The 24,436-nt window shown below is 70.3% G+C and carries 18 protein-coding genes and 1 pseudogene; 14 read left to right on the forward strand and 5 right to left on the reverse strand.

What is annotated here, in order from left to right; genetic code table 11:
- The first annotated feature begins 78 nt into the window (after nt 1–78).
- From CUC05_RS13680 to CUC05_RS26035, 7 genes are all read left to right on the forward strand, one after another.
- Nucleotides 79–1,758, forward strand: coding sequence for a sulfatase-like hydrolase/transferase (locus CUC05_RS13680; protein ID WP_157965543.1), 1,680 nt, complete (start codon nt 79–81; stop codon nt 1,756–1,758).
- Between the two features lie 13 nt (nt 1,759–1,771).
- On the forward strand, nt 1,772–2,725 hold the full coding sequence (locus CUC05_RS13685) for a formylglycine-generating enzyme family protein (protein ID WP_108666677.1): 954 nt from the start codon (nt 1,772–1,774) through the stop codon (nt 2,723–2,725).
- On the forward strand, nt 2,722–3,552 hold the full coding sequence (locus CUC05_RS13690) for an NUDIX hydrolase (RefSeq protein WP_157965544.1): 831 nt from the start codon (nt 2,722–2,724) through the stop codon (nt 3,550–3,552). The genes CUC05_RS13685 and CUC05_RS13690 overlap by 4 nt, the downstream gene beginning before the upstream one ends.
- The gene (locus CUC05_RS13695; RefSeq protein ID WP_205712328.1) at nt 3,549–4,439 is read left to right on the forward strand and encodes an MBL fold metallo-hydrolase; all 891 of its coding nucleotides are present in this window, start codon (nt 3,549–3,551) and stop codon (nt 4,437–4,439) included. Before CUC05_RS13690 ends, CUC05_RS13695 begins: the two co-directional genes overlap by 4 nt.
- On the forward strand, nt 4,439–5,287 hold the full coding sequence (locus CUC05_RS13700; protein WP_108666679.1) for an FG-GAP repeat domain-containing protein: 849 nt from the start codon (nt 4,439–4,441) through the stop codon (nt 5,285–5,287). The genes CUC05_RS13695 and CUC05_RS13700 overlap by 1 nt, the downstream gene beginning before the upstream one ends.
- A 146-nt stretch (nt 5,288–5,433) precedes the next feature.
- Nucleotides 5,434–6,975 carry a phosphoenolpyruvate carboxykinase (ATP) gene (locus CUC05_RS13705; RefSeq protein ID WP_157965545.1) on the forward strand — a complete coding sequence of 514 codons (1,542 nt, stop codon included), beginning with the start codon at nt 5,434–5,436 and terminating at the stop codon, nt 6,973–6,975.
- A gap of 79 nt (nt 6,976–7,054) precedes the next feature.
- The gene (locus CUC05_RS26035; protein ID WP_338066380.1) at nt 7,055–8,710 is read left to right on the forward strand and encodes a DUF2142 domain-containing protein; all 1,656 of its coding nucleotides are present in this window, start codon (nt 7,055–7,057) and stop codon (nt 8,708–8,710) included.
- Between the two features lie 717 nt (nt 8,711–9,427).
- Here CUC05_RS26035 and CUC05_RS26040 read toward each other — a convergent pair.
- Nucleotides 9,428–9,715: pseudogene (locus tag CUC05_RS26040) on the reverse strand (cell wall-binding repeat-containing protein); the annotation flags it as partial.
- Nucleotides 9,716–9,831: 116 nt separating this feature from the next.
- Nucleotides 9,832–12,804: a cell wall-binding repeat-containing protein gene (locus CUC05_RS13715; protein ID WP_157965547.1), complete on the reverse strand. Its 2,973-nt coding sequence runs from the start codon at nt 12,802–12,804 to the stop codon at nt 9,832–9,834.
- 136 nt (nt 12,805–12,940) lie between these two features.
- Here CUC05_RS13715 and CUC05_RS13720 point away from each other — a divergent pair, with 136 nt between their 5' ends.
- Nucleotides 12,941–14,179, forward strand: a complete 1,239-nt coding sequence (locus CUC05_RS13720; RefSeq protein WP_108666683.1) for a hypothetical protein — start codon at nt 12,941–12,943, stop codon at nt 14,177–14,179.
- A gap of 55 nt (nt 14,180–14,234) precedes the next feature.
- On the opposite strand, the gene CUC05_RS13725 is transcribed toward CUC05_RS13720, so the two are convergent.
- Both CUC05_RS13725 and CUC05_RS13730 read right to left on the reverse strand, forming a co-directional pair.
- Nucleotides 14,235–14,789 carry a hypothetical protein gene (locus CUC05_RS13725; protein ID WP_157965548.1) on the reverse strand — a complete coding sequence of 185 codons (555 nt, stop codon included), beginning with the start codon at nt 14,787–14,789 and terminating at the stop codon, nt 14,235–14,237.
- A gap of 139 nt (nt 14,790–14,928) precedes the next feature.
- Nucleotides 14,929–15,141 carry a hypothetical protein gene (locus CUC05_RS13730; protein WP_108666685.1) on the reverse strand — a complete coding sequence of 71 codons (213 nt, stop codon included), beginning with the start codon at nt 15,139–15,141 and terminating at the stop codon, nt 14,929–14,931.
- A gap of 128 nt (nt 15,142–15,269) precedes the next feature.
- Between CUC05_RS13730 and CUC05_RS13735 the strand changes: the two genes are divergently transcribed.
- The 6 genes from CUC05_RS13735 to CUC05_RS13760 all read left to right on the forward strand — a co-directional run bounded on the left by CUC05_RS13735 (nt 15,270) and on the right by CUC05_RS13760 (nt 20,912).
- Entirely contained in the window at nt 15,270–15,941 is a 672-nt protein-coding gene (locus CUC05_RS13735; RefSeq protein ID WP_108666686.1) for an RNA polymerase sigma factor, read from the forward strand.
- Between the two features lie 78 nt (nt 15,942–16,019).
- Nucleotides 16,020–17,270 carry a DUF5667 domain-containing protein gene (locus tag CUC05_RS13740; RefSeq protein WP_108666687.1) on the forward strand — a complete coding sequence of 417 codons (1,251 nt, stop codon included), beginning with the start codon at nt 16,020–16,022 and terminating at the stop codon, nt 17,268–17,270.
- Between the two features lie 44 nt (nt 17,271–17,314).
- Nucleotides 17,315–17,659: a hypothetical protein gene (locus CUC05_RS13745; RefSeq protein ID WP_108666688.1), complete on the forward strand. Its 345-nt coding sequence runs from the start codon at nt 17,315–17,317 to the stop codon at nt 17,657–17,659.
- Nucleotides 17,656–19,425, forward strand: a complete 1,770-nt coding sequence (locus CUC05_RS13750; protein WP_108666689.1) for a sensor histidine kinase — start codon at nt 17,656–17,658, stop codon at nt 19,423–19,425. The genes CUC05_RS13745 and CUC05_RS13750 overlap by 4 nt, the downstream gene beginning before the upstream one ends.
- Complete coding sequence (locus CUC05_RS13755) at nt 19,391–19,804, forward strand: response regulator (RefSeq protein WP_157965549.1); 414 nt, start codon at nt 19,391–19,393, stop codon at nt 19,802–19,804. Before CUC05_RS13750 ends, CUC05_RS13755 begins: the two co-directional genes overlap by 35 nt.
- A gap of 4 nt (nt 19,805–19,808) precedes the next feature.
- A complete protein-coding gene (locus tag CUC05_RS13760; protein WP_108666691.1) occupies nt 19,809–20,912 on the forward strand; it encodes a sensor histidine kinase in 1,104 nt (367 codons plus the stop codon).
- 23 nt (nt 20,913–20,935) lie between these two features.
- On the opposite strand, the gene metH is transcribed toward CUC05_RS13760, so the two are convergent.
- Entirely contained in the window at nt 20,936–24,409 is a 3,474-nt protein-coding gene (gene metH, locus CUC05_RS13765; RefSeq protein WP_108666692.1) for a methionine synthase, read from the reverse strand.
- Nucleotides 24,410–24,436: the final 27 nt, after the last annotated feature.

Consider the following 24,436-nt stretch of genomic DNA (forward strand, 5'->3'; position numbering starts at 1 on the left):
CGGTTCGCACAACATTCGTGCAGGAACCGGGGGAACCAACGGCGAAGTGTCATGGCAGAGCCGAGACCAGGAGCCCCCATGCACCCGCGCATCGACGCGCCCGCCGACCCACGTGATCACCGCACCGGGGTGACCCGCCGACGTGTCCTTTCCGCCGCAGCCGGTGTCGCCGGCGCGGCGGCGGTGGGCGGCATCCCGATCCCCGGCATGTCGACCGCGTCCCCCGCCGGCGCCACTCGCCGCCCGGCCGGGGACCGCCCCAACATCGTCGTCGTCCTCGCCGACGACACCGGCTGGGGGGCCTTCGGTGCCTACGGACAGCAACACGTCGTGTCCCCGAACCTCGACGAGATGGCCCACGAGGGCATCGCGTTCACCGAGGCCTATGCCGGCGCCCCGATCTGCGCGCCCTCGCGCTGCTCGCTGCTGACCGGCATGCACACCGGCCACGCCCGGGTCCGTGACAACAACTTCACCGTCACCGGCGACGAGCCGACCCTGCTGCCGGAGGACACCACCTTCGCCCAGGTCCTCAAGCGGGCTGGCTACGCCACGGGCGCGTTCGGCAAGTGGGGCTTCGGTCCCGACGACTGCTACGTGCCGATCGGTGCCGGGGTCGCTCCCGGCGTGGCGGTCCCATCCGAGGGCGGAGGTGGCCCCGTCGGCGACCTCGACCAGAACGTCGGGCACGACAGCCACCCCCTGCAGAAGGGCTTCGACGAGTTCTACGGCCTCGTGCGCCACCACCACGCCACCGAGGGCTACTGGCCCAGCTACCTCTGGGACGGCAACCAGCGCGTGATCATCGAGGAGAACGAGGGTGGAGAGGCGCAGGAGGTCTACGCCCCGACCGCCTACGTCGAGCGGTGCCTGGACTTCATCGAGGACAACGCCGACAGCCCCTTCGTGGCCTACGTGGGCCTGCAGAACGCCCACTGGCCCAACCACGTCCCTTCCACCGAGCCCTACAGCGACCGGATCGGGTGGACCGAGGAGATGAAGCGCTACGCCGCCCAGATCACCCTGATCGACACCTACACCGGCATGATCCGCGACAAGCTCGTCGAGCTCGGCCTGGACGACAACACCATCGTGTTCGTCTCCTCCGACAACGGGCCCACCGAGGAACGGGCTGCGGTCGGTGGTGGCGACGACCCGCGCCACACCACCCCGTCGGTGGACTCCGCGGTGGCCGACATCGCCTGGGACATGACCGGCGGGCTGCGGGCCAAGAAGCACTCGATGTACGACGGCGGCCTGCGCGTCCCCATGATCGTCTGGGGGCCCGGGCTGGTGCGCCGTGACGGCACGACCGTTGGGGCCGTGCCGTGGCAGTTCGCCGACGTCCTGCCGACCCTGGCCGACTTCGCCGGCGCCGAGATGCCCGGCGACGTCGACGGCGTCAGCATCAAGGACTGGATCACCGGCGAGTCCGACGGCGAGGTCCGGCCGCTGTACTTCGAGCGTCCGCCGTACGCCGGCCTCAACGTCGACGGCAAGCAGAACGCCAGCAACACCTACGTGCAGGTCGTCCGCGAGGGCAAGTGGAAGATGCTCCGGTACGCCGTCGGCCACACCGACCCCAACGCCCCGGACGAGCAGTGGGACGTCGAGCTGTTCGACATGGCAGCCGATCGCGGCGAGACGACCAACCTCGCCCTGCTCAACCCCGACGTCGTGGCCCGGATGGTCGCGACCGCCAGGGCCAGCCACGCCCCACAGCCGTACGCCCGCGAGCCCTGGCCGCCGGCCTCCTGACGGGGCTGCCACGATGGGCGGCAGCTGCTGCGCCCCGGGTCGGTCCGACGACGCACCGGCCCCAGCGGCGCTCGGTACGGCTTCGGCATCCGTTCGTGCGGACGCCCTCGAGGTCCCCATGGTCGACCTCGACGGTGGCACCGTCACGATGGGCTACGAGGGACCGCTGGTCAACCCGGGGGAGGGCGAGGGACCGGAGCGGCTCGTGTCCGTCGCGCCGTTCGCCGTCGGGACGGGCCCGGTCACGAACGCCGAGTTCGCTCGGTTCGTCGCAGCCACGGGGCACGTGACGGACGCCGAACGCTTCGGCTGGTCCTTCGTGTTCACCGACTTCGTGGGCATCGACGCGACGGTCCGTGGCCGGGTCGCGGGTGCGGAGTGGTGGTGCGCCGTCGACGGGGCGTCGTGGGACCACCCCGGGGGGCCCGGGACCGACCCTGCCCACGTGGATCGCGCCGACCATCCCGTGGTCCACGTCTCGTGGAACGATGCGGTCGCGTACTGTCGCTGGGCTGGTGTGCGCCTGCTGTCCGAGGCGGAGTGGGAGTACGCCGCGCGGGGGGGTCGCGACGGGACCGTGTGGCCGTGGGGCGAGCGGACTCCGCCGGGCGGCCGTGGGGTCTGCAACATCTGGCAGGGACGGTTCCCCCACCACTCGACGCAGGTCGTCGACCGTCGCGGCACGACGCCGGTCGGGCTGTACCCGCCCAACGGGTTCGGCCTGCACGACGTCATCGGCAACGTCTGGGAGTGGACCGACGACCCGTGGTCGGCGGACGGCGTCGACGACCCGACACAGCGTGTCCGCAAGGGCGGTTCGTACCTGTGCCACGACTCCTACTGCAACCGGTACCGGATCGCCGCGCGGGACCACTCGCGTCCGGACGACGCCACGGGCAACATCGGCTTCCGGGTCGCTCGGGAGACCACGTCAGGGAAAGGTCACGTCATAGGATCGCGTCGATGACCTCTCGACCCGCTCCCGTGACGACCCCGGCCGAGGCGCCACCGACCAGGCCTGCCGCCACCGTCCTGCTGCTCCGACAGCATCCGCGGCACGGCATGCAGGTGCTCATGCTCCGTCGGCACGCACGCTCGGGGTTCGCCGCCAGCGCCTGGGTCTTCCCCGGCGGCGTCGTCGACGAGGGTGACGGGACGCTGCCGGAGGGGACCTGGACGGGCATCGATCCCGACGCCCTGGCCGACCGGTTCGGGCTCAGCCCGACGGAGACCCTGGCGATGCACGCCGCAGCGGTCCGGGAGACCTTCGAGGAGGCTGGCGTGCTGCTGGCCATGCACGCCGACGGTCGCCCCGCTGACGTGCCGGCCGACGAGCTGGCCGGGATGCGCGACGCCCTGAACGACCGCACGGTCGACGCCGACTGGCACGGCTTCCTGCAGCGGCACTCGCTGGTGCTCGACCTGTCCGCCATGACGTACTGGCTGCGCTGGGTGACCCCCATCCAGGAGCCCAAGCGCTACGACACCTGCTTCTTCCTCGCCCCCGTTCCCGCTGGCGCCGAACCGGCCCACGACCGGGTCGAGACGACCGAGTGCCGCTGGGTGACCCCGTCCGACATCGCCGCGGGGGACGAGCTGCCGGTCATCTTCCCGACGTGGAAGACGCTGGTCTGGATGGCCGAGCACGGCACCGTCGAGGCGCTGCTGGACGCAGCCGCCGGTCAGGGCGAGGTCGCGCCGATCCAGCCGCACATCCAGGTCGATGGCAACGGCAGCTACTCCGCCATCTTCCTGCCCGATGACGACGACTACCCCCACGAGCTCTACGCGTGAGCGAGGAGACGCCCACGTCCTCCGTCCGCACCCTCGACGACCTGACCCGGGTGGTGCTGGCCCCCAACGCCTCGCCCATGACGCTGGAGGGCACCAACACCTACCTGCTGGGCGACCGGTCGTCGGGCAGCCTGCTGGTGGTCGATCCGGGACCGGACGACGCCGCGCACCTGGAGCGGGTCGAGTCCGCCATCGACGGGGCCGACGTCGCCGCCGTGATCATCACCCACCACCACCACGACCACGCCGAAGCGGCCGGGTGGGCCGATCGCTGGGGCGCGCCGCTGCGAGCCTTCGACCCGGGCCTGATCCCCGGTGCGCGCACCATGGTCGACGGCGAGACGCTGTCGGTGGCCGGCATCGACCTGTCCGCGCTGCACACGCCCGGGCATGCCTCGGACCACCTGTGCCTGCGGATCCACCAGACCGACGTGGTGCTGACCGGCGACCACGTGCTCGGCCGCGGATCGACCATCGTGAACTGGCCCGACGGCGACATGACCGCCTACATGGCCTCGCTGCGCCGGCTCGCCGGTGCGCCGGGCGCCCGCATCTACCCCGGGCACGGACCGATGGTGGACCGCCCCGCCGAGAAGATCGCGGAGTACCTGGCCCACCGCGTCGACCGCGAGGCCCAGATCCGCGCGGCCATCGACGACGGCGCCGACAGCCCGCAGGCGATCGTCCGCGCCGTCTACACCGACGTGCCGGAGATCCTGCACCCGGCAGCCGAACGCAGCGTGCGCGCGGTGCTGGCCATGCTCATCGACCGAGGCCAGGTCGACCCCGCGTTGATGCAGGAGGTGGCCGGCCCGGTCGAACCCTCCACGCTCGCCACCGATGCCCCGACCGGTGAGGGTCCCGACGACGACGAAGGGCAGCGCTGATGGCCACCGAACGACCGGGAACCGACCCACGGGTGGTCGGGGTGATCACCGGTGTGGTCGTCGTCCTGCTCGTCCTCGTGGTGGTCGGGCTGGTCACGGCCGGCAACGACGGCGACGAGATCGCCATCGACGGGCAGTTGACCGCCACCCCGGTCACGTCCGCCACCGACGCCACCGAGGCCCAAGCGACGGAGACGGCCCCGACCGCGCCCGAGCCCGGCGAGGAGTCGACGACCGCCGGCGCCACCCCACCCCCGGCCACCGCCGAGCCGTCAGGCGACGACGGTGACACCACCGGCCCCGTGGACACCGACGGCGAGCCGACCGACGGCGACGCCGCGGCCTTCGTGGAGTCCCTCACCGCGGGGGAGGTCGACTCCAGCGACGTGGTCCTGGCCGACCTCGACGCAGATGGCCGCAACGAGGTCGTCGTGGCGGGGTTGCTGGGCGGGCGGTCACGGATCGACGTGGCCCGCTGGAACGGCACGACCTACGTGCTCGCCGACTCCGGTGAGGGTGGGTCCGCGGAGGCGATCGAGTCGGTTCGGGTGGCCGACGTCAACAGCACACCCGACAGCGCAGAGATCGTGGTCCGGCAGACCAGCGGCGGACAGGGCGAGAGCATCACCCTGTGGTCCCTCGTCGACGGCGAGGTCGTGCCCCTCCGGGCAGCCGGGGGTTGCTGGGACGGATCCCACACCTACGGCATCGTCGGGGCGGAGATCCGCGACGGTCGCATCACCGCCACCTGCGACGGATCTCCCGACCCGATCGTCGCATGGCCCTCGGATGTCTACGAGTGGGCCCCCGAGGACGGGGTCTTCCTGTACGTGGAAACGTTGGACTAAACCACAAATCGTCGATTGTCAAGGGGCTAGTCCGAAGGGGTAGATTCCCTGCCACAACCGCGGCGTAACGTTGCGTTTCACCAGAGCTCGTGAGCGGGTTCACGAGCTCGAACCCGTCGGCCACCGTCGCCCGTCAGGAGAACCCCTTGAGCATCCAGCTGCCCCCGGCCAAGTCCGTTCTGCGAAATCCGAGCCAGGAGGAGCTTCGCGAGCTCGTGGCGAAGATGCCCAACGCCGAGCTGACGGAGTTCGGCAACTACAACGTGACCGTTCGTGTCACGTCGCGGTCCGCCGGGTCCACGTTCCTCGTCACCGACGACCCGGACTCCACCCAGGTCCAGACGATGTCGACGGCGGACTACGCCAAGGAGGCGGCCCGTCAGGACGCCTACATCGCCGAGCAGGACATGGTCCTGGTCGAGGGCTACATCGGGCCGGAGAACTCCCCGATGCGCCGTGCTGCCCGCGTCTACATCGAGGCGTCCAACGCCAACATCCCCGCGATGCAGCAGCAGCTGTACTTCGACAAGGACGCGGACTGGAACGAAGACGACGCCCTGACGATCATCTACACGCCCAACTGCCCCGCTGAGGGGTTCCCGGGCGACAAGCTGGTCACCATCGACCTGCCCAACGAGGTCACCCGCGTGTTCGCCATCGACTACTTCGGTGAGTCGAAGATGGGCGGCCTGCGGATGTGGATGGACTGGGTGTACGAGCAGGGCGCCCTCGCGATGCACTCCGGCGCCAAGGTCATCCCCACCGACGACGGTGACAAGGTCGCCCTGATCGTCGGCCTGTCGGGCACCGGCAAGACGACCACCACCTTCCAGCAGCAGAACAACTCCTTGCCCGTCCAGGACGACATCGTCGCCCTGGTCGAGGGTGGCGACGTGTACTCCACCGAGGACGGCTGCTTCGCCAAGACCATCGGCCTGGACCCGGCGTACGAGCCGACCATCCACGGCGCGCTGACCAAGAAGGACTCCTGGCTGGAGAACGTCGCGGTCACCGACGGCAAGGTCGACTTCTTCGACGACTCCTACACCGCCAACGGCCGCGGCACCTTCCCGCTCAAGGACATCCCGCACTTCGACCCGCGCAAGCTGGGCAAGGCCAACTTCCTGCTGATCCTCAACCGCAACGAGTCGATCATCCCGGGTGTCGCCCGCATGACCTCGCCGGAGCAGGCCGCGGCCTACTTCATGCTGGGCGAGACCAAGGGCACGTCCGCCGGTGGCGCTGCCGAGGCCGGCAAGTTCCTCCGCGTGCCGGGCACCAACCCGTTCTTCATGCGGTTCGACTACATGCAGGGCAACCGCCTGGTCGACATGATCGAGTCCATGGACTACGACTTCGGCGTCTACCTGATGTCGACCGGTCGCGTCGGCGGCGGCGACGACGTCGAGGGTTCGAAGAAGATCAAGATCCCCCACTCCTCCGCCATCGTGAAGGGCATCGCCGAGGGCACCATCGAGTGGGAGGTCGACCCGGACTTCGGCTACGAGATCGCCAAGTCGGTCCCCGGCATCGACGACATCGAGATCCTGCAGCCCCGCAAGCTGTACGAGGCCCAGGGTCGCAGCGAGGAGTACGCCGAGCTGGTCGCCCGCGTCAAGGCCGAGCGCGACGAGTTCATGGCCAAGCACGAGGGCCTGCGCCCCGAGATCGTGAAGGCGCTGGGCTAGCCCCACCGCCACCGAACACGAGCGAACGCCCCACCCCGGTGGGGCGTTCGCCGTTCACGAGGGGTTACCGTTTGTCGCCATGACCGATTCGACCGGGTTCAGCCTGCGGGGGCTGCTGGCGGACACCAGGCCCGTGATCTGGCTGATCACCGCCGCCTGGACGCTGTTGCTGTGCCTGTGGTCGGTCCTGCCGCCGATCTTCTCCGCCCCGGACGAACCGCAGCACATCGACACGATCGTCGACTCGGTGGGGCGTTCGCCGCTGGTCTGGGTCACCCCCTCGGGTGACCGGATGAGCAACGCCATCCTCGAGGCACAGGATCGCTTCGGGTACCGGACGCGCGATCCGCAGAACCCCGACCTGTTCCTGGACGACCGGCGGCTCGGAGGACGCACCGCAGCGGAGGCCTACCCGAGGGACGAGCGTCCGAGCGTGGCGGAGCTGTCCGCAGCCGACCGCCTGCCGAGCAGCCGTCTGAACCAGATGTACCAGCACCCCCCCCTGTACTACCGCACCGCTGCATGGGCGGTCGGGGTCATCCCCGGGTGGGAACGGATGTCCCTCGACGTCCTCGTCGGGATCATGCGGCTGCTGTCGGTGGTGGTGGTCGCGCCGCTGCCGTTGGTGATGGCAGGGCTCGCACAGGTCCTGGACGGTCGACCGTCGCTGGAGACCGCCGCCGCGCTGTCCCCGCTGCTGGTCCCGCAGCTGGCCCACCTGGGCTCGGTGACGAGCAACGACGGGCTGCTGTTCGCCCTGACGGCGTTCCTCCTGCTGCTGCTCGCCCGCGTGTACCGAGGCGACGTCAGCCGGTCCACATCGACGTGGGTCGGCGTGACCCTCCTCGCGGCGATGCTGACCAAGGGCTTCGCGCTGTTCATGCCTGTTGCCGTCGTGGCCGCCCACGTCGGGTCCACGAGGGTGTCGGGCGTTGCGCCACGCGAGGCGTTCGTCGGCCTCGTGCGCAGCGCGGCCATCGCCGCCCTGTCGCTGTGGTGGTACGGGGAGAACCTGCTTCGCTTCGGTGGCGTGCAACCCTCGGTCGCGGCTCCGCCCGCGGCAGACGAGCACGGGTCGGTCGTGGGATGGCTCGGGCGGGCGTGGATCACCCAGACCCAGACGTTCTGGGGCCGGTTCGGATGGGCCGAGACCGGGTTCGGGGAGGCGACGACCACCACGTTGTCGATCGTGGCGATCGTGCTGGTGCTGATCGCCATCCACCGTCGCGAGGGCAGCCTGCTGACCATGCTGCTGCTGCCGGGCGTCCTCGCGATCGCCACGACCATCGGTCAGTCGTGGATGTCGTGGGACACCATCGGAACCATCCGGGCGGTCCACGGCCGCTACTTCTTCATCAGCCTGGCCGGGCTCCTGCTGCTGATGGTCATTGGCCTCCATCGGATCCTCCAGCGATGGTCGTCGCTGGCCCGATGGACGTGGCTGCCGGTGCTCGTGGCGGGGGTGTGGCTCCACGCCTCTTCGTGGCTGACGGCCGTCGACTACTTCTGGACGACCCCGGAGGCGCCCTCACTTGCCGCTGGGGGCCGCGCCCTCCTGGCGTGGCAGCCGTGGCCGCCCATCCTCGTTCAGGGGACTGCGGTCGCCCTCGGACTCCTCGGCGTCGAGACGCTCCGGCGCCTGGTCGTCGCCTCGCGCACGACCGACTGCGCGACGACCGGTCCGGCCGACGAGCAGCACCAGGCCGAGGACGAGGAACACCACGTCCCCGCCTGACGTCCGCAGCGGGGGTGGCGCCGCCTTCGTCACGAGCAACGAGCCGTGGACCGCCCGTGACAGCTCGAGGGCAGTCCGGCGCGAGATGCCGCCGAACCCACCGACGAGCAGGAGCTGTTCGACGTCCTGACCGGCGAGGTAGGACCGCGCCGGCGCGTTGGCGTTCGGATCGATCCGGTCGACCAGGACCAGGGTCCCCTCCACTGCCTCGGCAGCCGCGGCTGTGGGAATCGCGTCGGCGTACAGGCCGGCACCCGCCACGAGGACCTGCTGCCCGCGCCCCCGGGGGTAGCGTTCGGCCACCGCGACCGCAAGCTCGACCGTGGACTCGGCGGAGACACGTTCCAGCGGGATGCCCAGCTGCTGCACCTGCCGAGTGACCTCCCCGTCGATTGCCGCGACGTTGCCGACGACCAGCACCCGAGCGGGGGCGATCCTGCGCAGCACACGCCGGACCCGGTCATCCAGCGCGTCGGGAGGGGAGAGCAGCAGCGGGGCGTCGAGCGCCGCTGCCAGCCCCGCACCAAGCAGCGCCGCTTGCCAGTCCATGTCGGGGGTGCGCGGCATCGCCCCGACCAGCACGACCGTCTCGACATCGTCTGCAACGGTGGACTCGGCGATGACGGCGGACGTCGCGTGGACCGTGCCGGCGTCGAGCCGTTCGACGGCCAACCCGAGGTCCTCCACGGCGGCCACGACCCCGTGGCCGACTTGCTCGGGTGATCCCACGACGGTCACCGTCGAGGCCTCGAGTCGGGTGAGCTCGGCCTGTACCTCCTCGGGCAGGCGCTCGCTGTCGGTCAGGAGGACCGGTCGACCGCTGGCTGCGGCGAGGTGGGTTCCGAGGATCATCGTCGCCGGATGGCTTCCTGGAACGAGGACGACGTCATCGGCCGTCGCGAACGCGTACTGCATCGTGTTCACCGCGGTGTCGAACCGGTTGTCACCGACGATGCGCGTGACCGAGACGACCTCCTGCTTCTCGGCCACGGCAGGGACGGCCATCGCGCCGAGCACGGCGACGATGGCCAGCAGGACCCCGAGCACCGAGCCGGCAGGACGAATCACGGCCTCCGAGCGTACTCGGAGGCCGTGATGATCCGGAGGGACTGGCGTGCAGGTCAGTCCGCCCGGACGGTGCGGCGGCGACGCTGGAGCGATGCACCCAGCAGCGCCAGGACGCCGGCGGCGACGGCCCAGTCGGGGCCGCCGAACATGCCGGCGGTGTCGGTCCGCCGTTCCTGCTGCATGGCGATGGCGTCGGGGTCGACCACGGCGATGAACTCCTCGTGCAGGACGTCCAGCGCCTCACGGGAGACCGAGTCGACGTCGCCGACGACGCGAGCCTGGGACAGGCCGGCGGCGACCGCGTCGTAGACCTCGACGCTGGTGTCCGGGCCGTCCTGCCCGTCGACGAGCGCCAGGATCTCCCCGCGGATGGCCGCGATCGGCGCCGCGGCCAGCGCATCGTGCCAGTCGCTGCCGGAGGCCAGCCACAGCCGCTGGGTCGACGCGCCGGTCGACAGCGACTCCTCCACGACCTCCAGGGAGGTCCCGAAGCGCGAGTCCCCGGCCAGCCGTCGGGTGGTGAACCCGGCGTCGACGATGGCCTGCTCGGTCGCGCTGCTGACGGCGGCGGTACCGCCGACGATCACGACCTCGCTGGGCGACAGCGTGGTGAGGGCCGCGACGGTCTCCGACGGCAGCCGATCCTTGTTGACCAGCAGGATCGCGTCGCCGCGTCGGCCGGCCTGCGCGGCTGCGGCGATCGGGTCGGGGAACCCACGCAGCGCGTCGGCGTGTTCGCCTTCGGCCACGTACACCGTGCCGGTCGTCGACCCGACGCGGTTGGCCGCCATCTGGGCGGTGGCGAAGCGGTTGGGACCCGCGATGCGTTCGGTCGTCAGGCCCATCGTGCGCAGCTCGGCCAGCACGTCGTCGGACACCGCCGCGTCACCGCCCATCACGATGGCGTTGGTCGCGCCGAGCCGCTCGATCTCCGCCGCCGTCTCGGGCGACAGCGCGTCGGTCGCGGTGTACAGCAGCGGCGCGTCCTCCATGGCGGCGACCACCCCACCGGTCAGGTTGTCGGCGTAGACGTCGTCGCGGCCGATCACGACGGTGTCGGCGGCCCCCAGCTCGCGGCTGACCCGGGCTGCGGTGCCCGTGTAGCCGTCCCCGGAGATCCGGGCGAAGTCGGGGTCGAACGGGACCTGGTCACCCATCTGCGCAGGAGCGGGCAGGGTGACCTGGTAGACGTCGATCGAGCCGCGGCCGGCCAACGTGTCCGCGGACACGCCGATGTAGGTGAAGGTGCCGTCCTCGTTGTCGATGACATCAAAGATCGCCGAGACCCACTGGTCGGTGGACGGCTGGATGAAGTAGCCCGTCTCGACCCACTCGAAGGTGCCGTCGGGGTACTCGATGTAGTCCACGACCCGGGTGCCCTGGGTGTACCAGGCCATGAAGATGCGGTTCTGACCGGGGATCTGGTGGAAGACGTGGGCGGTGCAGAACGCCGATTGCGGCTGGGTCTGCACCGAGGTGCGGTACACCGCGCGGTCGCCGTCGGGGGTCAACGCGTAGGCGGACTGGGCGGCCTCGGGGCTGCCCGGGTTGACGCGGGTCAGGGCATCCACGGAGTAGGCGTGCAGGCCGCCGTTGCCCTCGGGGTTGTCCACCCCCGGGGCACAGCTCGCACCGGGGGGCACCACGCCGCCGCCCCGCTCGTCGGAGGCGATCAGGTGCCGTCCGGAATGGGTCAGCTCGGCCTCGTGGTCGAAGTCGATGTCCAGCGCGGAGCCGAACGGCGTCGGCAGCTGGCCCGTCGCCGCCCGCCCCGAGTGGAAGATGGATCCCAGGTGCTCGACACCCTCGACGCTGGGCGCGCCCATGGCCAGCCAGCTCGGGATCGTCAGGTCGACGTCGTCGGCGCCGACGACGCAGTCGTACACGGTGGCCCCGGTCGCGATGCCCGGCGGCAGCGGTGCGCTGGTGGTGGTCGGACGCGCCGCGCACGGCAGGGCGTCGCCGTTGATGGAGTCGTCGGAGTAGTCGTCGGGTGTGCCGTTGTCGTCGAACGCACCGGACATGTCGAACACGTGCAGCGCCTGCCCCGACCCGCAGGTCAGGCGATCGTCGGGGTAGATCTCCAGCTCGTGACAGCCGTAGACGGTCCCGAGGACCGAGTGTCCCAGCTGGGTGTCGAGGTCGCCGAAGCGGAAGCGGAACGTCTCGGGCTGGCACTGCGCCCGCTTGTCCTCGATCGAGGTGCCCTCGGGGAAGTTCATGCACGACGACAGGTCGACCATCTCGAACCCGTCGAGGTCGAAGGCGTCGGAGTCGCCCTCGCACTCGTTCTCGCGGATCAGCTCCTCGACGTCGCCGTCGCCGTCGCAGTCGGTCTCGTCAACAGCCACCGTGATCGCATCGGAGGTCACCGAGAACGCGATGTGCGGACGCTTCGGGTCGATGTTGACGGTGTGGGACTCGCCGATGTGGCTGATCAGCGCCAGCTCCGTGGGGGCGGTGACGTCGGTGATGTCGACGATCTCCAGCCCACCCTGGGGGACACCGGACAGCCCGCCGGCGCCCTGGTCGTGGCAACGTCCCGGGGCGTCGGTCGCGTCGATCAGCAGCTGTGCGTCGCTGGTGTCGGCCAGCGGGTTGGTCTCGTTCAGCAGGACCGTGCCCTTGGGCGTGGCCTCGACGTCGTGCTGCAGGCCGAGCGCGCCGGACGCGTCGGTGACGCAGGACGCGGAGGGGAACGCCGAAACGAAGGTGGGGTCGATGGTCTCGCCGCCGTCGGTCAGCTGCACGATCGCCTGGCCACCGTCGTTGGCGCCGACGGCGAGCGTGCCCACCGCCACGTAGGTCTCTCCGTTCTGGGTGAAGAAGTCGAGGTCGGTGTGGGTGTTGCCGGTCTCGATGGTCGCCAGCGGCTCCCACTCGATGCCGTCCACCCCGCCGGAGTTTCCGGGAGTACCGGGGCCGACGAGCGCGTCGAAGCTGGCCGGATGGTCGGCCAGCGCCGGAACGGGTAGGGCCAGCAGCAAGGCCAGCACGGTCAGGGGCACAAACGATCGTCGCGACACCAGGGATCCTTCCGAGATGGGGGGTGGGTCCGCCCGGACCCGTCGTCCCGTCCTACGTACGGGCTGGCCGTACGGTTACGCCTGATGCTCCCGCGCATCAGTCGACCGAGTCTGCCACCGAAGGTTCCCCCTCCACGTGCCTCCCCTCGAAACCGTCGTTCTCGCCCACCCACTGACCGAACCGGGCGGCCTGGGCCTGCCGCCCCTGTTCCTGGCCGCCGTGGTCGTGGCGTGCGCCACGATCCTCGTGCTGCGCCTCCCCGACCGGACCTCGTCGCCGGCGGCGCAGGCCAACGGCGACGCAGCGGTCCCGACGCCCTCCACGATGGGGCCGGGCGAACGAGTGGCCCGTGCGGTCGGCGTCGGGGTGCTGCTGCTCGTCATCGTCGCCGGTCGACTGGGTCGGGACTCCCAGCTGGACAACATCGCCCCCTCGCTGGCGATCGGCCTGGCGTGGCCGGCGCTCCTCGTCGTCGGCGTGATCGGCCGGGACTGGTGGGCGCGGCTGGATCCATTCGACACCCTTGCCAGGGGACTCCAGGCCCTGGGTGGTCAGGTCGAGCCTCCCGGCGAGGCCCCCTTGCCGGGAGGGCGATGGTGGGCCGTCCCGGCTGCGCTGGGGTGGACGTTCTACCTCGGGGTCCACCGACAACCGCTGGAACCGCGGGTGATCGGCGCAGTCGCGGCCGGCTACACCATCCTGACGCTGGCGGGGTGCCTTGCCGTCGGGCGTCGGCGATGGCTGGAGGCGGGCGAGCTGCTGACGGTCTTCCTCGGCATCGTCGACGACATGCGACAGCGACAGCCGCGCGTGGCAGGGGACGGCGGAAGCGCCGTGGTGGTCGCGGTCCTGGCCGGCGGCCTGGCCTTCGCCACGTTGCGCATCAGCACGTTGTGGATCCAGCAGCTGCTCGCGTGGGGCATCGACCCGCTGTCGGCGGCCGCGACGCTGACCGGCCTGCTGGTCGTCGCGGGCCTGTCGGTCCTCGGAGTGCGGGCGGCCGACAGGTGGGCCGTGCGGTCGGGCGCACCTCCGGGCGTGGTCACCGGCGCGGTGGCCGTCGTGGCGGTCGGCATCGGGTTGGCCCAGGCCATGGTCCGCGAACGCCTGCTCAAGGCCGCGGTCCTGTTCGTCGCCCGGCTGAGCAATCCCCTGGGCGGGGACATGGACCTCTTCGGTACGGCGTCACTCGTCCCGACCAACGAGCTGATCGGTGAGACACCGACGGTCATCGTGCAGCTGGTGGTGTTGGTGGTGACCGCAACGCTGGCCGGTCGAGCATCCCGACGGCGGTGCCCCCGTGCCGTTCGCCCTGCCATGTGGGCCATCGGCACCTTCACCGCCGTCGGTGTGCTGTCGGTCACTGCGATCTAGCTGGCCGATCGAGGTCGATCGACATGATTCCCCCACGGCGACCGGTTCTGTCCGGTCAGGTCCTGCGATACAGGGTTGCGGCGCGACCCGGTCCGGAGTGATCGGGGTCCGGGCCTGCGTCGACGACACGACCTGCCTCGATCTCGGCATCCACTGCCTTTCGCACCACTGCCGGCGATCCGCCGGTGGTCTCGCGAAGCGACTTGAGCGTGAATGACTTCGGCATCGCGTTGATGACGTCTTCCTGCGTCGTGCGAGAGGAGCGCTTGCGGGGCGTGCTGCTCGATCCCCCGCGCTTGCGGCCCTTCGCAACATCGAATCCGGCCCGTCGCAACGTGGCGCTGGGCACACCCTCTGCCTCGAACGCCTTGCCGGTCAGGCCTGCCTCGTCGGCCCATGCCTTGGCGTGGACGACGAACTCGTCCTCGATGGCGGTCATCGACGGCGCGTTGAGCTCGGCAAGCGTCTGCTGCAGCTTCAGTCGCTCGATCGGGTCCTCCTCGGCATCGAGCGCTGATTGCGCTTCTTCGATGGCGTCGTCGTCACGCAACGTCGAAGGATCCTGCAGTGCAGTGAGGTATTTCCGGACGATGGTTTCTGGTTGGCTCACTCGGTGCTCCCTGGGGGGTGGAAGATGTGGAATTACCCAAGGAACTGTACGGCACCCGAACAAGTCAGCATCACAGGTGCCGGAGAAAACCTGGAGTGATGTGAAACCATTCGACCCCGTGGGGAGTCTCAACGACGTGTTACGTCACATTGACCGATCGCGCGACCTCGATCAGCTGCTCGGCTCGCTGTTCCAACACCCTGGCCTCGCGAAGCTGTCCCCGTCGCCTGGCTCGTCGGGCCCTGGCGGCGGCAGCGGCTGCCCGCTGCAGCATCTCGGCCCTGAGGTCTCGCAACGACATCGCCGACGCGGGGGTGTAGTCCGGAGCGGTGGGGGACGGGTCTGCGCTCATCGTTTCGGTCCTTGGAGCAGCACGGGGAATCTGTGGTCGCAGACCTGTGACGTTTCGCGAATCCCCGATGATGCTGGTCGGACGGACAGTTATGGTCGGGGCCGAAACGAGGATTCTGGATCGTACCGATGACCCTGTTCAGTGAGTCCGTCGCCGAGGGCGTGCGGCGTGGTGACCCCGACGCTGTCGGTGAGGTGTACGTGCACCTCGCTGATCGGCTCCTCGGTTACCTGATCGCGCGCGTCCGTGATCGGGCCACTGCCGAGGACCTGGTCGAGGCGACCTTCGTGGAGCTGCTCCGGAAGGGGAACACGATCAACGGGGGTCCCGCGGCGATCAAGGTCTGGTTGTTCCGGTCGGCGTACTTCAACGCGCTCGACCACATTCGGAAGGTCAAGCGGCGGGCAGAGGACGCGCTCGACGACGTCGAACGGCTCGACGTCGAGGACGAGTCCGCGGGTCCCGGGGAGCTGGCGATCCGCAACGAACGCCGTCGCACGGTTCGCGCCGCGATGGCACACCTGTCGGAGGACCAACGAGCCGTCCTGCAGCTCAGGTACGTCGCGGAGCTGTCGGCGCCCGAGGTGGCCGACATCCTCGGCAAGACCGAAGGCGCCATCCGGAGCCTGCAGCATCGGGGGGAACGGGCGCTTGCCAGGCTGCTCGCCGACACCGAGATGGCCGCCGAGATGATCGCTGCGCGTGACCGGCGTCCTGCGGAGGGTCGGGACCAGGTTCACGACCCCGTTTCGGACGGTCGAGAAAAAGGCGAACGGTCCACGCCTCCCGAAACGTCCTAGCCCCGGGTCGGCACGATCGCCGGCTCCGTTCGCGTTACCACTTCCCCCCTCCCCACCTCCCCGAGACGACACCTGACGATGGACTACACCGATCGCTCCGACCGCAACCCGGCGCTTGCCGAGCTGCTGGACGATGCGTTCGTCGAGCCGGTCGACCTGGACACGGCCTCGCGACACCTCTGGGTCATCCACTCCGAGGCCCAGCGCATGGCGCTGGAGACCGAGGACGAGGTGGACATCCCGGTGTCGCTGGCCAACCGTCGCCTGCCTCGGGCAGCGGTCCCGGTCCTGGCGCTCGTCATGCTCATGTCCATGTCGGGGGTGGCTGTCGCCGCAAGCCAGGGGTCCCTCCCGGGTGACGCCCTGTACCACGTCAAGCGCGGGACCGAACGGGCGCAGCTGATCTTCGTCCGCGATCCCGTGACCCGTGCCGAGCTGCAGCTGTCGTTCGCCCGTACAAGGCTCGACGAGATCCAGCAGATCGCCGTCAGCAGGCCGCAGCACGTGCCGGAGCTGGTGGAGCAGATCGCGGTGACCCTGGTCGAGGTCGAGCACGGCGCCCCGGAGGTCGCGGCTCGCGTCCAGCCGGTCAGCGAGAGCATCAGGCGCGAGACCACGGAGTCCATCGCGCAGCTGCAGCTGCCCGTCGACGTCAACCAGGCCGTCGAGGTCGCGATGACCCCCACGGCTGCCCCGGGAACGGCGACCGCAACACCGGTGCCCAGCACCAACACGCCCGCGACGGCACCCTCGGAGTCCAAGACCCCGCAGGCGACGGCCGAGCCGAAGGACACCGACGGCGACGGCATCCCCGACTCACCCGTGGTGATCGTCGACCTCGACGGGGACGGCATCGCCGACGACGTCGCAGCCGCGTTCCCGACGCCCACCGGCACGGCCAGCCCCTCCGCGTCACCCCAGCCGACGGAGTCCGGGTCGGCCACCCCGACCCCCACGCCCACGGACTCGGCCAGCGAGCCGGCCCCCAGCGGCTCGCCGAACCCGTCGGCGAGTCCCGGGCCCTCCAGTCCGTCCACGGGGCAGCCGAGCACCGGGCCGAGCACGCCCCCCAGCCAGCCGGCCGGTCCCGTCGTGACCGCACGCCCGCAGCCCTCCGAGGGTGAGGTCGGCGACTCGCGTTCCGACGACGAGGACGGCGACGGCGTCGACCCCCAGCCCACGGCCAGCGCAGAGCCGGAGCCCGCCCCGACGGGGTCCTCGGCGTCGCCCGCCCCGTCCGACCCCGAGCCGGAGCCGAGCACATCACAGGACGATCCAGCGGGGCCCTCGGAGGTCATCGCTCGGCGGACAGGCAGTCCCGGCGAGTAGCCGCTACCTCGTTCCGGGTGTCCGACAGTGACACACTGAGTCCGATGGACGGCATCGATGTCGGGTTGAGCGCGCTCACCTACCAGGTGTGGAAGGACGTGCTCCTGCGACTCGACATCGAGTGGGCGCGGCTGTCCAACGACAACGCCGACCACGGATCGATCTGGGCGTGGGGCCACGAGGAAGTGGTCGAACGCTTCCACCCAGCCATCCTGCGACGCCTCGCCGAACGGGCCCTGGACGCCGGCCGTCCCATGGGTGAGGGCCCGGACTGGACCGCCGTGGGCGGAAACAGCTCCCAGTGGCTGGAGCTGGAGGATCTCCTGCGGGCCCTGCGTGCGCACCGCGAGATCGAGGAGTGCACCCTCCTGGTCCGGAAGCCGGGATGACCGCCCCAGCCACGGGTCCACGCTCGCGGATCGAGGCCGAGCGCCTCGAGCTCGCGGCCAAGCCGGGACTGTTCCTGCTGGCGGCCGGCGTGATCGTGCTCGTGGTCGGCTGGGGCATGGGGGTCGACATCGTGACCCGTGTGGTCCCGGGCCTCGCGTCGATGAAGGTGAACACCGCGCTCGGCGTGGCGGCGCTCGGCGGCGCGACGCTGGCGCACGGCCGAGGACACCGGGGTCAGGTCGTTGCCGGTGCTTGCGGGCTCCTGGTCCTGTTGCTCGGGGCCCTCACCCTGGTGCAGTACCTCGCCGGGGTCGACCTCGGCATCGACCAGCTCGTGGTCGTCGACACCGAGATCGGCGACTTCCCCGGCCGCATGGGGGCCAACACGGCCATCGCCTTCGTGTCCCTCGGGTCGGCATGGGTGGTCCTGGCCGCCAGGCCGTCCAACGGCATCGTCCACGTCGCCGGACAGGCGCTGGCGTCCGTCGGTGGCTTCCTCGCGTTGTTCGCCCTCGTGGGGTATGCGCTGGAGTCGGCCAGCACCCGGGGGATCGGCCGTGCCACGGAGATGGCGGTACACACCTCGGTGTCGCTGGTGGTGGCGACCGTCGGGCTGGCCATCGCCACCTCGGACCGCGGGCCGTTGCGGATCGGGTGGTCCAACAGGGCCGGCGGTCGCTTGCTCCGCGGCCTCCTGGCCCCGGTGACCACTGTGGTCCTCGGGATCGGGGTCATCGTCGACCGGGTGGAGTCCGCCGGACTCCTGGCCGACCTCGACCTCCAGCTGGCGCTGGTGACGACGCTGACGCTGGTCATGGTGGCTGCGCTCGTGCAGCTGATGGCCAGCAGGCTCGAACGGGTTGCTGTCGCCGAGGAGGAGGCGCTCGAGGCGCTGGAGAAGGCGCATCTCCGGCTGGCGACGCTCAACGAGGACCTCGAGCGACGTGTCGCCCTCCGCACCGCGGAGCTGGCGACCACCAACGACGAGCTCGAACGCTCCAACGCCGATCTGGCGCAGTTCGCCTACGTCGCCTCCCACGACCTGAAGGAACCCCTGCGGATGGTGTCGGCGTACTGCACCCGCCTGGGGGAGCGGTACCGCGAGGATCTGGACGACCGCGGCCAGACCTACGTCGACCTCGCCGTCGAGGCGGCCGACCGGATGCAGGACATGATCGATGCACTGCTGCGCTACAGCCGTGTCGGTCGTGAGTCCATCGAGGTCGAGCGGGTGGACCTCGCCACGATGGCCGCCGAGGTCGTGCGGCGCCTCGGAGCCCCGCTCGGCGATGTCGACGTACGGGTGTCCCCGGACCTTCCCGACGTCGTGGTGGACCACGACCTGTTCGGGCACGTCCTGCAGAACCTCATCGGCAACGCCGCCAAGTTCCGGCACCCCGAGCGTCCTCCGGTGATCGCGATCCGTGGCTGGGAGGGCCCGGGCGGCACGGTGCTGGAGGTCGCCGACAACGGCATCGGCGTCCCCCCGAAGCACCGTGAGCGCATCTTCCAGATGTTCCAGCGGCTGCACAAGCGCGACGCCTACGAGGGCACGGGCATAGGCTTGGCCCTCGTGGCCCGGATCGTCGGCCGGCACGGTGGCACCGTGGAGGTCGACGACAGCGATCTGGGAGGCGCCAGCTTCCGCATCACCCTGCCGACCGCACCCCCCCGTTCGGCACCCGACGAGCACGCAGCAGAGGACACCGATGGTCACGAAGGAACCGCCGTTGCAGGTACTGCTGGTGGACGACAACCCCGGTGACGTCCTGCTGATGCAGGAGACGTTCGAGGAGCTGCACGTCGGGGTCGAGGTGCTCACCGCGGGCGACGGTGTCGAGGCACTGGACACGTTGGAACGCGGTATGGCCGACGGTCGGTTGCCCGACCTCGTGGTCCTCGACCTGAACATGCCCGGCATGAACGGCATCGAGGTCCTGCAGGCCGTGCGGGCCAGCGACGGCCTTCGCCACCTCCCGATCATCATCATGACGTCCACCGCCGCGGAGGAGGAGGTTGTCGAGGCCTATCGCCACTACGCCTCCAGCTTCGTCACCAAACCCCAGCGGCCAGCGGAGATGACCGAGGCCCTCCGCAGCCTCGACGCCTTCTGGCTGCGCATCGCCCAGCTGCCGAAGACGTGATGCCGTGAGCACGAGGATCCTGCTGATCGAGGACAACCCCGGCGACGCCCTGATCGTCGAGGAAGCGCTCGAGGACGGCGTCCACGGCGGGGTGGTCTGCATCGTCGCCGAGACGCTGGCCGAGGGTCTCGATGCCCTCGACGCCCACGACGTCGCGTGCATCCTCTGCGATCTCGGGCTTCCGGGCGTCCAGGGCACCGACGCGGTGGGGGCGCTGGTCGACGCCCATCCCGACGTGCCGGTGATCGTCCTCACCGGGCAGCGCGGTGCCGAGGTGGCCGTGGCGGCGCTGGCCGCGGGGGCGCAGGACTACATCGTGAAGGCGGCGGACCTCGACCCCGATGCGCTGGCCCGCGCCATCCGGTACGCGATCGACCGCCACCGAATCCGCGGTGAGCTCCGTCGGGCCAACCGGCGCCTCAGCGAGTTCGCCGGCGTGGTGGCCCACGACCTGAAGGCGCCGCTCGCGGGGATCGTCGGCTACCTCAGGCTCGCCAGCCGCCAGTCGACCGACGAGACGGTGACCATGATGCTGGACCGGGCCGGGGCGTCGGCCAACGAGCTGGCCAGCACCATCGACACGCTGCTGGACTTCGCCCGGTTCTCCTCGGCCGGGGTTCCGGAGCGGGTCGACATGGCCGCGCTGACCGAGGACCTCCACATCGCGTTCGACCCGATCCTCCAGCAGCACGGCGGTCGCATCGAGGTGTCCGAGATCCCCGACGTGATGGCCGACGAGGCAGCCCTGCGGCATGCGATGCACAACCTCGTCGCCAACGCCCTGAAGTACGCCCACCCGGAACGCCCACCGGTCGTGCGGATCAGCGGCGTCCTCGACGGGGACCGCGTGCGCGTGGCGGTGTCCGACAACGGCGTGGGCATCCCCGCCCGTGCTCGCGAGCAGGTCTTCGAGATGGGGGTCCAGCTGACCCCCGGCTCACAGGGCATCGGACTGGGCCTGCCCTCGGTCCGCAACGTCGTGCAGGCCAACGGTGGCCGGGTCTGGGTGGAGGACGGGCCGGACGGGCTCGGCACCACGATCGTGCTGTCCCTGCCCGTCCCCGCCGACGTCCGGATCTCCCTGGACCACCCGCCCACACACCACTGACCCCGAACGGGCGTCAGGGGGCGTCAGCGCGCGTTGAAATACTTCGCCTCGGGGTGGTGGACGACGAGGGCGTCGGTGGACTGCTCGGGGACCAGCTGGAACTCCTCCGACAGCTCCAGGCCGATGCGTTCGGCGCCGAGCAGCTCGAACAGGGGCTTGCGTGACTCCAGGTCCGGGCAGGCGGCGTAGCCGAAGGAGTACCGCGACCCCTGGTAGCCCTGCTTGAACAGCCCGGTGACCTCCGCCGCGTCGTCGCCGTCGATCCCGAGCTCGCGCCGGATGCGGGCATGCCACATCTCGGCCAGGGCCTCGGCCATCTCGACCCCGAGCCCGTGCAGGTACAGGTAGTCGGTGTAGGCGTCGGCCGCGAACAGCTCGGCGGCGCGTTCGCTGACCCGGCTGCCCATCGTGACGGCGTGGAAGGCGATCACGTCCCGTTCGCCGGACGCGACGGACCGGAAGAAGTCGGGGATGCACAGGCGGCGACCACGGGTCTGCCGGGGGAACGTGAACCGCGCGGCGACCTCGTCGCCCTCGGGGTCGGCGTACACGATGAGGTCGTTGCCCTCCGACTGGCAGGCGAAGTACCCGTGCACGGCCTCGGGGACCAGCAACGACTCGGCGCGTGCGGTGGCCATGACGTGCCGGAGGGCTTCCTCGCCCTTCTCGGCCTGGTCGCGGTCGAAGCCCCACTGGTTGCGGAACAGCGTGGTCTTGTTCAGGAAGGCGGCGATCTCGTCCAGCGAGATGCCGCGGGTCACGCGGCTGCCCCAGAACGGCGGGGTCGGCACGGGCACGTCGGTGGCGACGGTGGGGGCGACGACCTCGCTGGTGTCGCCCTCCTCACCGGCCCCGCCGGTCGCCTTGACGCGACGTTCCCCGATCTGACGGCCCCAGGACGGCCCGGGGTCCTCGCCCTTCTTGCGGGCGGCGACCTCGTCCATCACCCGCAAGCCGCTGAAGGCGTCCTTGCAGTAGAACAGCGGACCCTCGTAGCGCTCGCGGAGGTCGATCTCGACGTAGTTGCGGGTCAGAGCGGCACCGCCGAGCAGCACGGGGTAGTGGTCCAGCCGACGGCGGGCGAGCTCGTCGAGGTCGTCGCGCATGACGACGGTGGACTTGACCAGGAGGCCGGACAGACCGATGGCGTCGGCGCCGAACTCCTCGGCGGCGGTGATGATCGCGTCGATCGGCTGCTTGATGCCGATGTTGCGGACCTCGAACCCGTTGTTGGTGAGGATGATGTCGACGAGGTTCTTGCCGATGTCGTGCACGTCGCCCTTGACGGTGGCCAGCACGACCTTCGCCTTGCCGGTGGCGTCGGCGGCCTCCATGTAGGGCTCGAGGTGGGCGACGGCGGCCTTCATGGTCTCGGCGGACTGCAGCACGAACGGCAGCTGCATCTCGCCGGATCCGAACCGCTCGCCGACGACCTTCATGCCGGCCAGCAGGTGCACGTTGATGATGTCGAGCGGGGCGATCCCCTCGGCCATCGCGGCGTCGAGGTCGGCGGCGAGCCCGTCGCGCTCCCCGTCGATGATCCGCTGCTCGAGCCGCTCGGTCAGCGGCAGCTCGGCCAGGGACTCCTTGGTCGACTGGGTCCCGGTGACGCCCTCGAACAGCGCCATGAGGCGGTGCAGGGGGTCGTAGTCCGCGCCGCCGGTGCCGTTCAGCCCCGCCTTGCCGCGGCGGTCGTACACGAGGTCGGTGCAGACCATCAGGGTCTCGTCGTCCAGGCGCGACAGGGGCAGGATCTTGCTGGCATGCACGATCGCGGAGTCCAGCCCCCGCTCGACCGCCTCGTGCAGGAACACGCTGTTGAGGGCCTGGCGTGCGGCGGGCGACAGGCCGAAGGAAACGTTGGAGACACCGAGGGTGGTGAAGCAGCCGGGGATCTCGGCCTTGACCCGCTCGATCGCCTCCAGCGTGGCGAGGCCGTCCTTGCGGAGGTCCTCCTGGCCCGAGCCGAGCGGGAAGGTGAGGGTGTCGAAGATGAGGTCGGAGGCCTCGAGGCCGAAGTCGCCGATGCCGATGTCGGCGATCCGCTTGCAGACGTCGACCTTCCAGTCGGCCGTGCGGGCCTGCCCCTCCTCGTCGATGGCAAGGGCGATCAGCGCGGCACCGTAGCGCTTGGCCATCGGGAACAGCACGTCGGCCTTGCGACGCCCGTCCTCGAGGTTGACGGAGTTGATCACGGCACGACCGCCGAGCCGCTTCAGGGCCGACTCGACGACCTCGACCTCGGTGGAGTCGATCACCAACGGCAGGGTCGACTTCGTCGCCAGGTGGCTGACCAGGTTGACCATGTCCGCGGTGCCGTCGCGGCCCACGTAGTCCACGCAGACGTCGAGGGAGTTGGCGCCCTCCGCGGTCTGGGTCCTGGCGATGGTCAACATCTGCTCGAGGTCCCCGTCGAGCATCGTCTCCTTGAACTTGCGGGAACCGTTGGCGTTCAACCGTTCGCCGATGATGTGGAAGCTGAGCTCCTGCTCGAGCGGCACGGCGCTGTACAGCGACGACAGGGACGGCGTCCAGGTGACCTGCCGCGGGGCCGGGGTCAGGCCACGCACCGCCTCGACGACCTGGCGCAGGTGCTCGGGGGTGGTCCCGCAGCATCCACCGACGAGCTGGACGCCGAGGTCGCGCACGAACTCCACGTGCGCTGCGGCCAGCGCTTCGGGGGACAGCGGATAGCACGTCTCGCCGTCGATCATCTCGGGGATGCCGGCGTTGGGGATGACCGAGATCGGCTTGCGGGAGTTGGCCGACAGGTAACGAACCTGTTCCCGCATGTCGTCGGGGCCGGTCGCGCAGTTCAGGCCGATGACGTCGATGCCGAGGGGGTCCAGCGACGTGACGGCCGCGCTGATCTCCGAGCCGAGCAGCATCGTGTTGATGCCCTGCTCGATCGTGACCGACGCGATGAGGGGGACAGTGACGCCCTCGGCCTGCATCGCGTCGTGGCAGGCGGCGACGGCGGCCTTGACCTGCAGCAGGTCGAAGGCCGTCTCGATGATCAGCACGTCGCTGCCACCGGCGAGCAGGCCACGCGCCTGGCGGATGTAGCCGGCGACCATCGTGTCGAAGTCGATCCAGTCGCCGGCCTCCGGTCCCTTGGTCAGCGAGAGGGTGGGCGAGCGGGTCCCGGGGCCGATCGAGCCGATGACCCACCGCTGTCCGGACGCCTCGTCGCAGGCCCGACGCGCGATCTCCGCGGACAGCCGGTTCAGCTCCTCGGTGTCCGCGCCGAGGCCGTACTCGTCGAGCACCCACGGCGCCCCGCCGAAGCTGTCGGTCTCCACGGCGTCGACCCCGACGTCGAGGAACGCGGCGTGGAGGTCCTGCAGGACGTCCGGGCGGGTTCGGACGAGGATCTCGTTGCAGCCCTCCAGCCCGTCGAAGTCCTCGAGGGTCAGGGTGCGTTCCTGCAGCGAGACCCCCATGGCGCCGTCGAACACGAGGACGCGGCGGGCGAGTTCATCGAGGAAGCTGCTCATGGCCCGCCAAGCGTACGCACACCGGCC

It is taken from the genome of Euzebya rosea (assembly GCF_003073135.1).
Taxonomy (GTDB): Bacteria; Actinomycetota; Nitriliruptoria; order Euzebyales; family Euzebyaceae; genus Euzebya; species Euzebya rosea.

Coding starts and splice junctions, on each gene's coding strand:
- CUC05_RS13685 (WP_108666677.1), top strand. CDS start 1,772: ATGGGCGGCAGCTGCTGCGCCCCGGGTCGGTCCGACGACGCACCGGCC.
- CUC05_RS13700 (WP_108666679.1), top strand. CDS start 4,439: ATGGCCACCGAACGACCGGGAACCGACCCACGGGTGGTCGGGGTGATC.
- CUC05_RS13750 (WP_108666689.1), top strand. CDS start 17,656: ATGACCGCCCCAGCCACGGGTCCACGCTCGCGGATCGAGGCCGAGCGC.
- metH (WP_108666692.1), bottom strand. CDS start 24,409: ATGAGCAGCTTCCTCGATGAACTCGCCCGCCGCGTCCTCGTGTTCGAC.
- CUC05_RS13680 (WP_157965543.1), top strand. CDS start 79: ATGCACCCGCGCATCGACGCGCCCGCCGACCCACGTGATCACCGCACC.
- CUC05_RS13740 (WP_108666687.1), top strand. CDS start 16,020: ATGGACTACACCGATCGCTCCGACCGCAACCCGGCGCTTGCCGAGCTG.
- CUC05_RS13745 (WP_108666688.1), top strand. CDS start 17,315: ATGGACGGCATCGATGTCGGGTTGAGCGCGCTCACCTACCAGGTGTGG.
- CUC05_RS26035 (WP_338066380.1), top strand. CDS start 7,055: ATGACCGATTCGACCGGGTTCAGCCTGCGGGGGCTGCTGGCGGACACC.
- CUC05_RS13730 (WP_108666685.1), bottom strand. CDS start 15,141: ATGAGCGCAGACCCGTCCCCCACCGCTCCGGACTACACCCCCGCGTCG.
- CUC05_RS13735 (WP_108666686.1), top strand. CDS start 15,270: ATGACCCTGTTCAGTGAGTCCGTCGCCGAGGGCGTGCGGCGTGGTGAC.
- CUC05_RS13690 (WP_157965544.1), top strand. CDS start 2,722: ATGACCTCTCGACCCGCTCCCGTGACGACCCCGGCCGAGGCGCCACCG.